12 protein-coding genes are annotated in these 15,774 nt (G+C 54.0%); 10 read left to right on the top strand and 2 right to left on the bottom strand.

The features are described from left to right. Positions 1 to 4: 4 nt before the first annotated feature. From IAD09_07050 to IAD09_07005, 10 genes are all read left to right on the top strand, one after another. Positions 5 to 2,191 carry a glutamine synthetase III gene (locus IAD09_07050; GenBank protein ID HIT81978.1) on the top strand — a complete coding sequence of 729 codons (2,187 nt, stop codon included), beginning with the start codon at positions 5 to 7 and terminating at the stop codon, positions 2,189 to 2,191. A gap of 121 nt (positions 2,192 to 2,312) precedes the next feature. Then, positions 2,313 to 6,827, top strand: a complete 4,515-nt coding sequence (gene gltB, locus IAD09_07045; GenBank protein ID HIT81977.1) for a glutamate synthase large subunit — start codon at positions 2,313 to 2,315, stop codon at positions 6,825 to 6,827. 33 nt (positions 6,828 to 6,860) lie between these two features. Beyond that, positions 6,861 to 8,291 (top strand): glutamate synthase subunit beta, encoded by a 1,431-nt coding sequence (locus IAD09_07040; GenBank protein ID HIT81976.1) that lies wholly within the window; start codon positions 6,861 to 6,863, stop codon positions 8,289 to 8,291. Positions 8,292 to 8,298: 7 nt separating this feature from the next. Continuing rightward, positions 8,299 to 9,963, top strand: a complete 1,665-nt coding sequence (gene asnB / locus IAD09_07035; GenBank protein HIT81975.1) for an asparagine synthase B — start codon at positions 8,299 to 8,301, stop codon at positions 9,961 to 9,963. Between the two features lie 195 nt (positions 9,964 to 10,158). Next, positions 10,159 to 10,662, top strand: coding sequence for a flavodoxin (locus tag IAD09_07030; protein HIT81974.1), 504 nt, complete (start codon positions 10,159 to 10,161; stop codon positions 10,660 to 10,662). Continuing rightward, on the top strand, positions 10,659 to 11,042 hold the full coding sequence (locus IAD09_07025; protein HIT81973.1) for a DUF2023 family protein: 384 nt from the start codon (positions 10,659 to 10,661) through the stop codon (positions 11,040 to 11,042). Before IAD09_07030 ends, IAD09_07025 begins: the two co-directional genes overlap by 4 nt. 79 nt (positions 11,043 to 11,121) lie before the next feature. Continuing rightward, complete coding sequence (locus tag IAD09_07020) at positions 11,122 to 11,820, top strand: hemerythrin domain-containing protein (GenBank protein ID HIT81972.1); 699 nt, start codon at positions 11,122 to 11,124, stop codon at positions 11,818 to 11,820. Next, entirely contained in the window at positions 11,817 to 12,425 is a 609-nt protein-coding gene (locus IAD09_07015; GenBank protein HIT81971.1) for a response regulator transcription factor, read from the top strand. The genes IAD09_07020 and IAD09_07015 overlap by 4 nt, the downstream gene beginning before the upstream one ends. A 132-nt stretch (positions 12,426 to 12,557) precedes the next feature. Next, a complete protein-coding gene (locus IAD09_07010; GenBank protein ID HIT81970.1) occupies positions 12,558 to 13,532 on the top strand; it encodes an alpha/beta hydrolase in 975 nt (324 codons plus the stop codon). Next, positions 13,529 to 13,939, top strand: a complete 411-nt coding sequence (locus IAD09_07005) for a hotdog fold thioesterase (protein ID HIT81969.1) — start codon at positions 13,529 to 13,531, stop codon at positions 13,937 to 13,939. Before IAD09_07010 ends, IAD09_07005 begins: the two co-directional genes overlap by 4 nt. A 92-nt stretch (positions 13,940 to 14,031) precedes the next feature. Here IAD09_07005 and IAD09_07000 read toward each other — a convergent pair whose 3' ends face one another. Together IAD09_07000 and IAD09_06995 are read right to left on the bottom strand one after the other, a co-directional pair. Then, positions 14,032 to 14,448, bottom strand: a complete 417-nt coding sequence (locus IAD09_07000) for an amino acid-binding protein (GenBank protein ID HIT81968.1) — start codon at positions 14,446 to 14,448, stop codon at positions 14,032 to 14,034. A gap of 20 nt (positions 14,449 to 14,468) precedes the next feature. Then, a complete protein-coding gene (locus IAD09_06995) occupies positions 14,469 to 15,770 on the bottom strand; it encodes a phenylacetate--CoA ligase (GenBank protein ID HIT81967.1) in 1,302 nt (433 codons plus the stop codon). Between the last annotated feature and the right edge of the window lie 4 nt (positions 15,771 to 15,774).

Below are 15,774 nucleotides of genomic sequence, written 5' to 3'. Positions count from 1 at the left end.
AAAAATGAGTACATTAAGATTTCAAGTCCTTGATGAAGCTTTTAAACGAAAAGCTGTTGTTCTTGATGCGGAAGACAAACGCCCGTCGGAATTTTTCGGTGAACATGTGTTTGGCCGTGCAGCCATGGCCAAATACCTCTCCAAGAGAACCTACAATGCCATCATCGATGCCATCGACAACGGAACGCCCCTGAGCCGTGAGTATGCCGACGGTGTGGCCACCGGTATGAAACAGTGGGCCATGGAGCAGGGGGCCACCCACTATACCCACTGGTTCCAACCTCTTACCGGAGGCACTGCCGAAAAGCACGATGCTTTTATTGAGTTTGACAAAGGCGCCGTTATTGAAGAGTTCTCGGGAAAAATCCTTATCCAGCAGGAACCCGATGCTTCGAGCTTCCCCAGTGGCGGTATCCGCAACACGTTCGAGGCCCGTGGTTATTCGGCATGGGATCCCTCGTCTCCCGCTTTTGTCGTGGGTGACACTTTGTGCATTCCCACCGTATTCATCTCATATACCGGAGAAGCACTCGACTATAAGACGCCGTTGCTCAAAGCCATCTCGGCCTTGAACGAAGCCGCTGTGAAAGTGTGCCGCTTTTTCGATGAAAATGTGACGAAAGTCTTCTCTTATCTCGGCTGGGAGCAGGAATATTTCCTCGTTGATGAGGCGCTCTATGCCGCTCGTCCCGACCTGGTGTTGACCGGTCGCACCCTCATGGGCCACGACAGTGCCAAGAACCAGCAGCTCGAAGACCACTACTTCGGTTCGATACCCACACGGGTCATCTCCTTCATGTCCGACCTCGAACGCGAATGCCTGAAACTTGGCATTCCCGTCAAGACCCGTCACAATGAAGTGGCTCCCAATCAGTTTGAAGTGGCTCCCATCTTTGAGGAGACCAACTTGGCCAACGACCACAACCTCCTGCTCATGTCGGTCATGAAGAAAGTGGCCCGCCGTCACAACTTCCGTGTCTTGCTGCACGAGAAACCCTTCAAGGGCATCAACGGATCGGGCAAACACAACAACTGGTCGATGGGCACCAATACGGGTGTGAATCTGCTTGCTCCCGGAAAGAGCGGTGTGGAGAATTTGCAATTTGTAACCTTCTTGGTGAATGTGCTGATGGCGGTTTACAAGCACAATGACCTGCTCAAAGCCTCTATCTGCTCGGCTACCAATGCTCACCGTCTGGGCGCCAATGAGGCACCTCCCGCCATTGTTTCGGTCTTCCTTGGCAAGCAGATTACCGAGGTTCTCGACAAGCTCGAAGTTGCTACGACCGACGAGGCCATCACGATGGACCCCAAGAGCGGTCTCAAAATCGGCGTGGCACATATTCCCGAGATATTCCTCGATAATACCGACCGCAACCGTACGTCGCCTTTTGCCTTCACCGGTAACCGCTTTGAGTTCCGCGCCGTCGGTTCGTCGGCCAACTGCGGTGCCGCCATGATTGTGCTCAATACGGCAGTGGCTGCCCAGCTCAATGATTTCTATGCCGAAGTGTCGAAGCTCATTGCCGCCGGTACTCAGAAAGAGAAAGCCATCTTCACCGTTATCCGTTCGCTCATCAAGGAGTGCAAGGCCATTCGTTTCGATGGCAACGGTTACAGCGATGAGTGGAAAGCCGAAGCGGCCCGCCGCGGTCTCGACTGCGAGACGAGTGTGCCTCTCAACTTCGATGCCTATCTGCGTCCGGAGAACGTGAAAATCTTCACCGACACCAAGGTGATGAGCGAGGTAGAGCTGCACTCCCGTTGCGAAGTGAAATGGGAAACATACACCAAGAAGATCCAGATCGAGGCCCGTGTGCTTGGCGACCTGGCCATGAATCACATTGTGCCGGTTGCTTCGCGCTACCAGTCGATATTGCTCGACAACATCGCCAAGTTCAACTCGCTCTTCCCGGCCGACGAGGCAAAAGCTCTCGCCGCCCAGGACGTGGAGGTGGTGCGCAAAGTGTCGAAGCACATTACCACGGTGATTACCAAGGTCGATGCGATGGTCGATGCTCGCAAGGTCGCCAATAAGATTGCCAACGAACGCGAAAAGGCCATTGCATATCATGATACCGTGGTACCTTTGATGGACGAGATTCGCTATCATATCGACAAACTCGAACTTATTGTCGACAATGAAATGTGGCCTCTGCCCAAGTATCGCGAACTGTTATTTATCCGTTAATGAATACTTTTTCCGGCACTCTTTTATAAGAGTGTAAAAGACCTGACCGGCAGATCGGATTTGAGGGCATTTGTCCGATTTGCCGGCAGGTTCCTTAAAATCAAACATTCATTTTATAATTATGCAACACAGTAGAAAACCCGAAGAACAAGGATTATACAGCCCGGCTTATGAACATGATGCCTGTGGTGTAGGTCTATTGGTAAATATCCACGGGGGCAAGTCACATCAGGTCGTGGAGAATGCTTTGCAGGTGCTTGAACACATGAACCATCGCGGTGCCGAAGGTGCCGACCCCAATACGGGCGATGGAGCCGGCATCATGGTGCAGATTCCTCACGAATTTATACTCTTGCAAGGAATCCCCGTTCCCGAGAAAGGCCGTTATGGTACAGGACTCATCTTCCTGCCCAAAGAAAAAAATGCACAAGCTGCCCTTCTCGACCTGCTCGAAAGTGAAGTATTCAACTCGGGATTGCAACTCTTGGCAACCCGCGACGTCCCCGTCAACAGCGACATTCTCGGCGAAGGCTCGTCGGCCACCGAACCGGCCATCAAACAGATCTTCGTCACCTCTCCCCACGACATCGACGAGGAGGAGTTGGGGCGTCAGCTTTATGTCTTGCGCAAGAAAATCGAAGCCCGTGTTTTGAAGTCGGACATTGATTATAAAAAAGATTTCTATATAGTCTCCCTCTCCAACCGCAACATCGTTTATAAAGGAATGCTTACCTCCTTGCAGTTGCGGTATTATTATCTCGATTTGATCAATCCCTATTTTACCAGCGGCATGGCCCTGGTACATGCCCGTTTCAGTACCAATACGTTCCCGACATGGAGTTTGGCACAGCCGTTTCGTTTGTTGGGGCACAACGGTGAGATCAACACCATTCGCGGCAACCGCAAGTGGATGGAGGCTCGTGAAAGCGTACTCTTGCCCGAACTTCTCGGGGGGGACCTCAGCGTGCTCAAACCCATTGTGCAACCCGACATGAGCGACAGTGCGTCGCTCGATAACGTGCTCGAATTTTTCATGATGTCGGGTATGAGTCTGCCTCATGTCCTTTCGATGATGATACCCGAGAGTTTCAACGAGAAGAACCCCATCTCCGAAGACCTCAAAGCCTTCTATGAGTATCACAGCATACTCATGGAGCCGTGGGACGGTCCGGCTACGCTGCTCTTCTCCGACGGACGGTATGCCGGCGGTATGCTCGACCGCAACGGCTTGCGTCCGGCACGTTACCTCATTACGCAGAACGACATGATGGTCATCGCTTCCGAGGCCGGTGTGCTGGCCTTCGATGGAGCCGACATCAAGGAGAAGGGACGTCTGCAACCCGGAAAACTCCTGCTTGTCGATACCGAGAAAGGGGTTGTATATCATGACAAAGAGCTGAAAGAACAGCTGGCCGGTGCCTATCCCTATCGCGAGTGGCTCTCCAAAAACCGGGTGAAACTCGACACCATCAGTTCGGGCCGCACCGTGCGCCACGACGTGGCCGACTATCCTGCCAGCCTGCACACCTTCGGCTTTCACAAAGAAGATGTCGAGCGCATCATCGTACCCATGGCCACCGACAGCAAGGAACCCATCGCCTCGATGGGTAATGACACGCCGCTGGCTCTCTTCTCCCAGAAACCCCAGTTGTTGTTCAACTATTTCCGTCAGCAGTTTGCGCAGGTCACCAACCCGCCCATCGACCCCATACGCGAAGAGTTGGTCATGTCGCTGAGCAGCTACATCGGCGTCATCAACAAGAACCTGCTGGTGCAGTCGCCCGAGTTGTGCAAGATGGTCAACATCAAATCGCCTGTTATCACCAACACCGATGTCGACATATTGCGTAATCTCCGTTACAAAGGGTTCCGCACGATAACCCTGCCCATGACGTTCGACATTGCCACCGGGGCCGAAGGTCTCGAAAAGGGAATAGAACGCCTTTGTTCCGAAGCCGAAAATGCCGTGAAAGAAGACTTCAACTATATCATACTTTCCGACCGCGGAGCCGACGAAACACAAGTACCCATACCGTCGTTGTTGGCCGTTTCGGCTGTCCATAACCACCTTATATCGAAACGTCTGCGGGTGCAGACGGCGATCGTCGTCGAGACCGGAGAGGCCCGTGAGGTCATGCACTTTGCCTTGTTGCTCGGCTATGGAGCCAGTGCCGTCAATCCCTATATGGCTTTTGCCGTCATCGACCGTCTGGTCAAAGACAAAGAAATACAACTCGACTATCATACCGCCGAGAAAAATTATTTGAAGGCTGTGAACAAGGGCTTGCTCAAAGTCATTTCCAAGATGGGAATATCGACCATGGGCAGCTACCGGGGCGCGCAGCTCTTTGAGGCCGTAGGTGTCTCGCAGGAGCTTATCGACCGCTATTTCTGCGGCACCACCTCGAAGATAGGTGGGGTGACGCTCGAAGAGATATACCGCGACATTGTCAAGTTCCATACCGACGCTTATGTCGAGCGTGAGCAGTACCTCGACCACAACGGCATATACAGTTTCCGCAAGAACGGCGAGTTCCATGCCTGGAACCCCGAGACCATATCGACCTTGCAACTGGCCACCCGCTTGGGAAGTTATAAAAAGTTCAAGGAATTCACGGCCATGGTCGACGGCAAGTCTCAACCCGTGTTCCTGCGCGACCGTCTCGACTTCAAGCGCAACCCCATCGACATCTCGCTCGTAGAGCCGGTCGAGGCCATTACCCGCCGGTTTGTCACCGGAGCCATGTCGTTCGGCTCCATCAGCAAGGAGGCTCATGAGGCAATGGCCATCGCCATGAACAAGTTGGGCGGAAAGAGCAACACCGGCGAGGGCGGTGAAGATGCCGAACGTTTTCACCCCCGTGAAGACGGAACGTCGGCGCGCAGTGCCATCAAGCAGGTGGCATCGGGCCGATTCGGTGTGACGGCCGAATACCTCGTCAATGCCGATGAAATACAAATCAAGGTGGCACAAGGAGCCAAGCCCGGTGAAGGCGGGCAGTTGCCCGGTTTCAAGGTCAACGAGGTCATCGCCCACACGCGCCACTCGATACCCGGCATCTCGCTTATCTCGCCGCCTCCTCATCACGATATTTACTCCATCGAAGACCTGGCACAGCTCATCTTCGACCTCAAAAACGTCAACCCGCGGGCCCGCATCAGCGTGAAACTCGTATCCGAGAGCGGTGTGGGAACCATCGCTGCCGGTGTGGCCAAGGCTAAGGCCGACATGATTGTCATCAGCGGTTGTGAAGGTGGTACGGGTGCCAGCCCGGCCAGCTCTATCAAGCACGCCGGACTTCCGTCGGAGATAGGTCTCTCGGAGACGCAGCAGACCCTTGTCCTCAACAATTTGCGCGGGCAGGTGACCTTGCAGGTCGATGGCCAGTTGAAGACCGGACGCGATGTCATCATACAAGCCCTGCTGGGAGCCGAGGAGTTTGGCTTTGCCACCAGTGCGCTCATTGTATTGGGGTGCGTCATGATGCGCAAATGTCACTTGAATACCTGCCCGATGGGTGTGGCCACCCAGAACGAAGAGTTGCGCCGCCGCTTCATCGGTCGCTCGGAATACCTTATCAACTTCTTTACTTTCCTGGCACAGGAGGTGCGGGAGTGGCTGGCCGAGATGGGCTTCACCCGCATGGACGATATTATCGGCCGCTCCGACCTGCTCGTTCCCAAACCTGCCGTAGGGGACCATACCATCGACAAACTCGACCTTTCGCGCATATTATACCGTCCTGTCGAGGCCGAAAAATATGCTTGTCGCAAAGTGAAGGAGCAGTCGCATCATATCGACGATGTCATCGACCAACGCCTGATAAAAGCTGCGCTGCCTACTCTCAAATCGCTGATGCCCATTGAGTTGCATTTGCCTATCTGCAATACCGACCGTTCGACCGGCGCCATGCTGTCGGGAGAGATCGCTTCGCGTTTTGGTAATGCAGGTTTGCCCGACGACACGATTCGTTGCAACTTCTCCGGGTCGGCCGGTCAGAGCTTCGGCGCTTTCCTGGCACACGGGGTCACGTTCAGCCTTTCGGGCGAAGCCAACGACTATCTGGGCAAGGGCCTCTCAGGAGGAAAGATTATTGTCGTTCCCCCCAAGGGCTCTACATTCCAGCCCGAGGCAAATATCATTGCCGGCAACACCCTGCTCTACGGAGCTACGGCGGGTGAGGTCTATATCAACGGCCGGGTAGGTGAGCGCTTCTGCGTGCGCAACAGCGGTGCGATAGCTGTTGTCGAGGGCGCCGGCGACCACTGCTGCGAGTATATGACCGGCGGACGCACTGTCGTCCTGGGAAGCGTGGGTCGCAACTTCGCCGCCGGTATGAGTGGTGGTATTGCTTATGTATGGAACAAGGACGAGAACTTCGACTTCTTCTGCAATATGGAGATGGTAGAACTTTCGCTCATAGAAGAAACTTCCGACAACAAGGAGTTGCATCGGCTCATTGCCCGCCATTATGAATATACCCAGAGTCCGCTCGCTTTGCGCATGCTCGAAAACTGGGAAGAGTATGTGTCGCAATTCATCAAGGTTATGCCCATCGAATACAAGAAGGTGATGAACGAAGAGAAGATGAAATTGCTGCAACAGAAAATCGCCAATGTCGAACGGGACTATTAACAACTCAGTGCAACCAGTAAAAAAGTAAGAATCATGGGAAATCCGAAAGCATTTCTTAGCATAAATAGAAAAGAGGCGGGATACAGGCCCGTCCAGCAAAGAAAATATGATTTTGCCGAGGTCGAGCTCACCTTCAACGATGAGGAGTGCCATCAGCAAGCCTCCCGGTGCATGGACTGCGGCGTTCCGTTCTGTCACTGGAACTGTCCGCTGGGAAACCGGCAGCCAGAGTGGCAGGACCAGGTCTACAAGGGCAACTGGCGCGAAGCCTACCGCCTGTTGCAGGAGACCGATGACTTTCCCGAGTTTACGGGCAGAGTGTGCCCGGCTCTTTGCGAGAAGGGGTGTGTACTCATGTTGTCGGCCGATGCGCCGGTTACCGTTCGCAACAACGAGGCCGCCATTATCGAAAAGGCTTTTTCCGAGGGATATGTCGAGGCTTGTCCGCCGCGTACCCGCACCGGCAAACGGGTGGCTGTCATCGGTTCGGGACCGGCCGGCCTGGCTTGTGCCAACCAGCTCAACCGCAAGGGCCACACGGTCGACGTGTATGAAAAAGATGAGCGCATCGGCGGCCTGTTGCGACTGGGCATACCCGACTTTAAACTGAGCAAAAACGTTATCGACCGTCGTTTGGCATTGCTCGAAAAGGAGGGAATCTCCTTCATCTGCAATACCCCGGTGGGCAAAGACAAGAAACAGTTGGCTACCCTGCTGGCCGACTACGATGCCGTGTGTGTGGCCATCGGTTCGGGAGAGCCCCGCAATCTGGCGGTCGAGGGGCGGGACCTGAAAGGCGTCTATTTCGCCCTTGAATTGCTGAAACAGCAGAATCGCATCATCGCCGGCGAAAAGATTGCGCCCGAGGCTCTCATCTCGGCCAAGGGAAAACGGGTCCTCGTCATCGGTGGTGGCGACACGGGCTCCGACTGTGTGGGAACGGCCATACGCCAAGGTGCCGAGAGCGTGATGCAAATCGAGATCATGCCCAAGCCGCCTGTTGGCAAGAATCCTGCCACACCCTGGCCCAATTATCCGCAGGTACTCAAAACCTCCTCTTCCCATCAGGAAGGGTGTGAGCGCCGATGGAGCCTCGATACCGTGCGGTTCATCGGAGAGAACGGCATTCTGAAACAGGTCGAGGTGGCACCCGTTACCTGGACCAAGGGCGAAGACGGCCGCATGACCATGCAACGGGCCGCCGATACCGAGATATTGAACGTCGACCTGGTATTCCTGGCCATGGGCTTTGTGCACCCCGTTTACGAGGGGCTGGTCGAGCACCTCGGCGTGGCACTCGATGCTCGCAAGAATATTGCCGTCGATGCCGAGAACAAGAGCTCGGTCGATAAGGTCTTTGCCGCCGGCGACGCCTCTTACGGTGCCGGCCTGGTAGTGAGAGCCATCGCGTCGGGTCGTAAGGCAGCTGCTGCCATCGACCGTTATTTGTCGGACAAAAAATAAGTATATCATGTGTGGAATAGTAGGAATATTCAATATAAGCAGCGAACCTGAGCAGTTGCGCTCGCAGGTTCTGACCATGTCGCGTCGCATTCGTCATCGCGGACCCGACTGGTCGGGCATTTATGTCGGTAAAACGGCGATATTGGCCCACGAACGTCTCTCGATTGTCGACCCCGCGTCGGGCGGGCAGCCTTTGAAGAGTCCCGATGGCAAACTCATTCTCTCGGTCAACGGTGAGATATATAACCACCGTGCCATTCGCAACGGCATCTGCAAGGATTATCCGTTCCAGACTGGTTCCGATTGTGAAGTCATCTTGGCCCTGTATCAGAAGAAAGGTATCGATTTCCTCGAAGACCTTAACGGCATCTTTGCCTTCGCTCTCTACGACGAAGAGAACGACCGTTTCCTCATCGCCCGCGATTCCATCGGTGTCATACCTCTCTACATGGGGAGTGACGATGCGGGGCGCATCTATGTGGCTTCGGAGTTGAAGGCGCTCGAAGGGTTCTGCTCCGAGTACAAGCCTTTCCTTCCCGGCCATTACTACGACAGCCGTTCGGGTCGCATGGAACGGTGGTACAAACGCGACTGGGAGCAATACGACAATGTAAAAGACAACGGCGCCGACATTGCCGAGCTGCGCGAAGCCCTTTGCCAGTCGGTTCAACGTCAATTGATGAGCGACGTGCCCTATGGCGTGCTGCTCTCGGGCGGGCTCGACTCGTCGATTGTGTCGGCGGTGGCCAAGCGGTATGCCGCCCGCCGTGTCGAGACCGACAACACCCGTGAGGCGTGGTGGCCGCAGTTGCACTCGTTTGCCGTGGGACTGAAAGGGGCCCCCGACTTGGAAGCGGCCCGCAAGGTGGCCGATTACATCGGAACCGTGCATCACGAGATAAACTTCACCATACAGGAGGGCCTCGATGCCCTGCGCGATGTGATTTACTACATCGAGACCTACGACGTAACCACCGTGCGTGCCTCGACTCCGATGTACCTGCTGGCGCGGGTCATCAAGTCGATGGGTATCAAGATGGTACTTTCGGGCGAAGGTGCCGACGAGATTTTCGGCGGTTATCTCTACTTTCACAAGGCCCCCAATGCACAGGCTTTCCATGAGGAGTGCGTGCGTAAAATCTCGAAGTTGCACTTGTATGATTGTCTGCGGGCCAACAAATCACTCTCGGCCTGGGGGGTCGAGGGGCGGGTACCCTTCCTCGACAAGGAATTTATGGACGTGGCCATGCGCATCAACCCCGAAGCGAAGATGGCAAAAAACGGAAAGATGGAGAAATGGGTGCTCCGCAAAGCCTTTGAAGATATGCTGCCCGAGAGCGTGGCCTGGCGTCAGAAGGAGCAGTTCTCCGACGGTGTGGGGTACAGTTGGATTGATGTGCTCAAACAGATAACCTCCGAACGGGTCTCCGACGAGGAGATGGCCCATGCTGTCGAACGCTTCCCCATCAACCCGCCCATGAACAAGGAGGAGTATTACTACCGTTCGATATTTGAAAGTCATTTCCCCTCGGCATCGGCTGCCCGCAGCGTTCCGTCCGAACGTTCGGTCGCTTGCAGCACCGCCACGGCCTTGGAGTGGGACGAGTCGTTCAAGAAACTCAACGACCCGTCGGGACGTGCCGTCAAGAACGTCCACATTAAAAGTTATTGAAGCTTTTTTACTCTGTTGCATAGAGAGAGGATTTTCCGAGACGAGCGGAAAATCCGGAATAAGCCTTGTTTGGAGAAACAGGGCTTATTTTTATACATACAAGTAGGTAGAAGTAGACTCTTTTTTCATGCGATTGAGGGATTTCCTTTTTCCCCGTATTTCTGTTCCTTTGCCATACACTTAAAAACAAAAGCCATGACAGGAATATTTTTTGGAAGTACGACCGGAACGACCGAGGAGTTGGCCGGAAAGATTGCCGCGGTACTTGGTGTTGCGGCTGCCGATATACACAATGTGGGCAATACCGGAGCCGATGTGGTGAACCGGTACGACCTCTTGTTGTTGGGTACATCAACTTGGGGTGACGGAGAGTTGCAGGACGATTGGTATGATTTTCTCGATGCACTGAAAAAACAGGATTTGACCGGCAAGAAAATCGGATTGTTTGGCTGTGGTGATGCCGAGTCATATCCCGATACTTTCTGCGATGGAGTGGGTCTCATCTATGAAGCCTTGGCCGGGAACGGTTGTCGTTGGGTCGGAGCCTATACGCCCGAAGGGTATGCGGTAACCGATTCCAAGGTATGCAAAGAAGGAAAATTCGTGGGGCTTGCCATCGATGAGTGCAATGAGAGCGCTTTGACCGACGGTCGTATCGAACGGTGGGTATCGGCACTTAAAAACGACGGCGCTTTATGAGCATGGAGGAGTATGACCGCTTCGGGGCGATGAAGCTCTATTTTCACCAGATTTATGAGTTGAAGAAGGGGGTACGTCATCTGGTCTTGTGTACCATGAGTGGCGATTGCGCCCGGCTTCTCATCGACCGTCTCAAAAGTCAGTGTATCGATTATGTGGAACAACCGGCAGGGACCGACAAGGTAAATCTCTACTTCGGCAGGCGACAGTGTCTCGATGTGGTGCGTCATTTTATCTCCAAACCTTTGCACCGGCTCACCCCCGAAGAAGATTTCATGTTGGGGGTGATGCTGGGATATGACCTGACGATGCAGTGCGAACGCTTTTGCAACCGTCGGTCGGATACCTTTTCGGAGCCCTCCTTGGCGGCCGTTTTATAGAAAAATGAAAATCGGAAAAAGAAACTACCTCTAAATGTGTTATATTTGTATGACCGATATACATGCAATACAACCGATGATGTACAGACTGGGCAAATACAAGAAAACCGACCCCATGAGCGTGTTGGTGTGCGAGAACTATCCGATATTGCTGGTTATGAGCCGATTCGGAATACCGCTGGGGTTTGGCGACAAAACGATAGAAGAAGTGTGCCGCGACAACGGTGTCGATGTCGATACTTTCTTGTCGATTACCAACTGCCTTCTCGACGAAGACCACACCGAGGCCGAAGCTTCCTCGTTTTCGATAGAGGCAATGATGCAATACCTGCACAACTCTCACGATTATTTCCTGCAATTCAAGTTGCCGGCCATTCGTCGCCGCCTTCTCGACGCCATCGATTGCGGGCAGAAAGATGTGTCGTTTGCCATCTTGTGTTTCTTCGACGAGTATGCGGCCGAAGTGCAGAAACACATGCACTACGAAGAGCAGACCGTCTATCCCTATGTTACGGCGCTTCTCCGTATGGAACCGCTGCCGTCGGGGTACAGCATCGATGTTTTCAGCCGGCAGCACGACCAGGTCGAGGCCAAGCTCGGCGAGTTGAAAAATATCCTCATCAAATACTATCCTGCCGAGAGCAGTAACGAGTTGAACTCGGTCTTGTTCGACATATTCACCTGTGAAGAAGATTTGGCTTCGCACAATTATATCGAGAACACGTTGTTTATTCCCGCCGTCATGAGGCTCGAACAGGAAAGGGCGCAAGGTCTATGAAGTCGTTGTTGAAAATTGCGGTTGTCGAGCCGTCGCTCATCATACGCAGCGGCATACTCTCGGTGTTGCGGCGTCTCCCGTCGCTCAATATCGAGATGATAGAGGTTACCGATGTGTCCCAGTTGCCGTCGACACTCTCTTGGCGCAAGCCCGACATGTTGATAATCAACCCGCTCATTCCCGGTGCCTTCTCGCTGCAACAGATAAGAAAAGAGTGTGAGGGACTGAAATGTATCGCATTGCAATATACGCTGGCCGATGTCTCCACACTGAAAGGGTATGACGAAATCATTACCATCTACGATACGGCCGAGGTTATTCGGGAAAAGATTGAAAAACTGCACAAAGCCGATGTGCAGGAGTCGACCCACGAACCGCTTACCGAGCGGGAGAAGGAGATTATCATCGGGGTCGTCAAGGGGTGGACCAACAAACAGATTGCCGAGAAACTGTGCCTCTCGACACACACGGTGATTACCCATCGTCGCAACATCGCTGCCAAGTTGCAGATACACAGCGCAGCCGGTCTCACCATATATGCCATTGTCAATCGCTTTGTCGACCTGAACGACGTGAAAGGGTCGATTCACCGCAAAGAAGAATAGTCCGCGTCATAATATTATTTGTGTTTGTTCCGAGTCGTTTTGGAAAAGAAAATTCCCTTCGGGGAATTTTTTTTGTAAATAATTTCTTCTTGCGGATTGTTTATGGGTATATCGGTGTATATTTGTATTTCTATGAGACGGATTATTTTACTTTTGTTTTTGATTCTGTTTGCTCTGCCGGGGCAACTTTTTGCCCGGCCGGTTGCCCCGGTTTGGCGTGATGTCGCCTATAAAACCGTCGACAGCCTCTCGATGAAACTCGACATCTATTTGCCGCCCGATACGACCCTGTCGCGGCCCTATCCTGTGATTGTGTATATACACGGCGGGTCGTGGGTGACCGGCAGCAAGGAGGCTTTTGTCATTCCTTATATGGAAGAGGTGCTTCGTGCTGTACTCGATGAAGGCTACGCCGTGGTGAGCATCGAATATCTCCTGGCCGACACGTTGAGCGGAGAAGCCTCGTTCCCGCGTGCTATTGCCGATTGCAAAGATGCCATTCGATGGGTGCGGGCGCATGCCCGGGAGTACCGTCTCGACCCTCATCGCATCGGCCTGTGGGGGGCCTCGGCCGGTGCGCATCTCTCGCTGTTGGCCGCTTATACGCCCGACACGCTTTTCCGTGGAGATTCGCTCTTGTCGTCCTATCCCGCACAAGTCGATTATGTGATAGACGATTACGGGCCTACCCATCTCAATAAGTTGTTCCGCACACACCTCGACCCCTTGTCGTTGGGGCTGGTGAAAATGGCGGCTCCGGCACTTTACCGCGAACGGGAGATGATGCTCTCGGTCTTTTCGGGCGACGAGCGGAGGCGGAGACGGGTCAATTCGACTTGCCGTTACTATTCTCCGATGACCTATGTGGGCGAAGGGGCGGTTCCCACCCTTTTGTTGCATGGCGACAAAGACAAGGTGGTGCCTTTGAAGCAGTCTCGCAAGTTGGCGCGGGCCCTTGCCAAGGCCGACACCCCACATCGTTTGGTGGTCTATCCCGGTGCCGGTCATTCATTCCGGACATTTACGACAGAAGAAATCGACGATATACGCCGCAATGTGTTGGATTTTCTCCATACCTGTGCGAACAAAAACACCGAAAAGCCATGACACTCAAAGAGTTCCTTTCAGAAAATGACCGCTTTGCCGCCGAGTCGGGTGTAGAGTTGCTCGAAATAAAAGAGGGCCAAGCCCGGGCCCGCATGCTCATTGAGCCGCGCCATCTCAACGGTGGCGGGGTGTGCCAGGGCGGAGCGCTCTTTACCTTGGCCGACTTGGCTTTTGCCGCTGCCGCCAACAGCCGTAAGGCTCTCACGCTCTCCGTCACATCGAATGTCACGTTTTTCCGTTCCGAGTCGGCCGGGTACCTCTATGCCGAAGCCGTGGAGGTGGTCAATCATAAAAAGATTCCCTGCATCGAGGTGCGCATAACCAATGAGCAGGGCGAGCTGGTCGCTTTGATGACTTCGTCGGGCTACCGCAAGAGTTGTGAACTTCCTGTCGAGGGGCTCGAATAGGTCGCAGTGAGCCATGCCGTAAAACCTGAAAAGCCGGATACTCCATATCATGGAGTATCCGGCTTTTGGACCTTTTCAGCGGGGGCGGGAAATCAGATGCTGTATTTGTCGAGAATGCGGCAGTCGTTCTTTTGGAGAATTTCGATGCACCTGGACAGGTCGGTGGGCCGAATGATGGTGCGTGCCGTGTCGCCCTCGGAGAAGGCGTACATATATTCGATGAAGATATTTTCGAGGGCAAGATAGTCGAGAATTTTCGACAGGGAGCCGGGGGTGTTGGCACATTGTATGCACACGACATCGGTGAGCATCACGGCAAAGTCGGCTGCCCGCAGGGCCGATACGGCTTTCTCCACGTCGGAGACGATGAGCCGCAGAATGCCGAAGTCGGCCGTCTCGGCCATGCTGAATGCCTGCATGTTGATGCCTTCTTTGGCCAGCACCTTGGCTACGTCGTTGATGCGGCCATTCTTGTTTTCCAGAAATATGGACAGTTGTTTGATGGTTATCATAGGAACTCTGTTTTATGTTATTCGATGACGCGTTTGTCGATGACGCGTTTTGATTTCCCTTCGGAACGTTGAATGCTGTTGGGCTCTACCAGTTTCACGTCGGCGCTTACGGTCAGTACGCTTTTCAGGCGGTCGGCAAGCCGTTTTTTCAGCGCGAGCATGGTACTCAGTTCGTCCGAGAAGAAGTCGCGACGGACTTCGACCTGCACCTGCAACGTGTCGAGGTTGTTGATGCGGTCTACCACCAGCAGGTATTGCGGCTCAAACTCGGGCATATCCAAGATGACACTTTCGACCTGTGAGGGGAATACGTTGATACCGCGAATGATGAGCATGTCGTCACTGCGACCCACGATGCGGGTCATGCGCACATTGGTGCGGCCGCAATCGCAGGTGCCTTCGATAAGCGACGTCAGGTCTTTGGTGCGATAGCGCAGCAGCGGCATACCCTCTTTGGTGAGCGTGGTCAGGACCAGTTCTCCGGTCTCTCCGTATGGGAGTTGTTGCAGGGTATCGGGTGAGATGATTTCGGGGTAGTAGTGGTCTTCGAGTATGTGCGAACCGTTCTTGCATTCGCATTCGTGCGCCACGCCGGGGCCCATGATTTCACTCAGTCCGTAGCAGTTGTAACCGTTGAGATGCAGTCGGCTCTCGATTTCTTTGCGCATGTTTTCGGTCCACGGTTCGGCTCCGAACATGCCCACTCTCAATTTTAACTGTTTGGCGTCGACCCCCATCTTTTCTATCGTTTCGGCGAGATAGAGGGCATAGCTCGGCGTGCAGGCGATGCCGGTGATGCCGAGGTCGCGAATGAGGCGCACATGTTTCTCGGTATTACCCGTGGAGGTGGGAATCACCGTGGCCCCCACATATTCGGCTCCGTAGTGGGCGCCCAGTCCGCCGGTGAAGAGGCCATATCCGTAACCCACCGAGAAGACGTCGTTGCGGGTGATGCCGTAGGCCGTGAGGCAGCGGGCAATGCTCTCCTGCCATATTTCGAGGTCGCGCCGGGTATATCCCACGATGGTGGGATTGCCGGTTGTCCCCGATGAGGCGTGAATGCGCACAATCTCCGAGGTGGGCACGGCTTGCAGGCCGAACGGGTAGTTGTCGCGCAGGTCTTGTTTGGTGGTAAACGGGAGTTTCACAATATCGTCGATGGAGCGTATATCATCGGGGGTAATGTCCATCTCCTGCATTTTGCGTCGGTAGAAAGGGGTGTTGTGATATACGGTCGTGACGAGTTTCCGCAAACGCTTGCTTTGCAGTTCGTGCATCTGTTCGCGGCTCATGCATTCTTTGCTTTCGTTCCAAATCATGGTA

The organism is Candidatus Caccoplasma merdavium (assembly GCA_018715595.1).
GTDB classification, from domain to species: Bacteria; Bacteroidota; Bacteroidia; order Bacteroidales; family UBA11471; genus Caccoplasma; species Caccoplasma merdavium.
The sequence above is the reverse complement of the archived record's forward strand: the minus strand, read 5'-3'. Positions and strand labels throughout refer to the sequence as shown.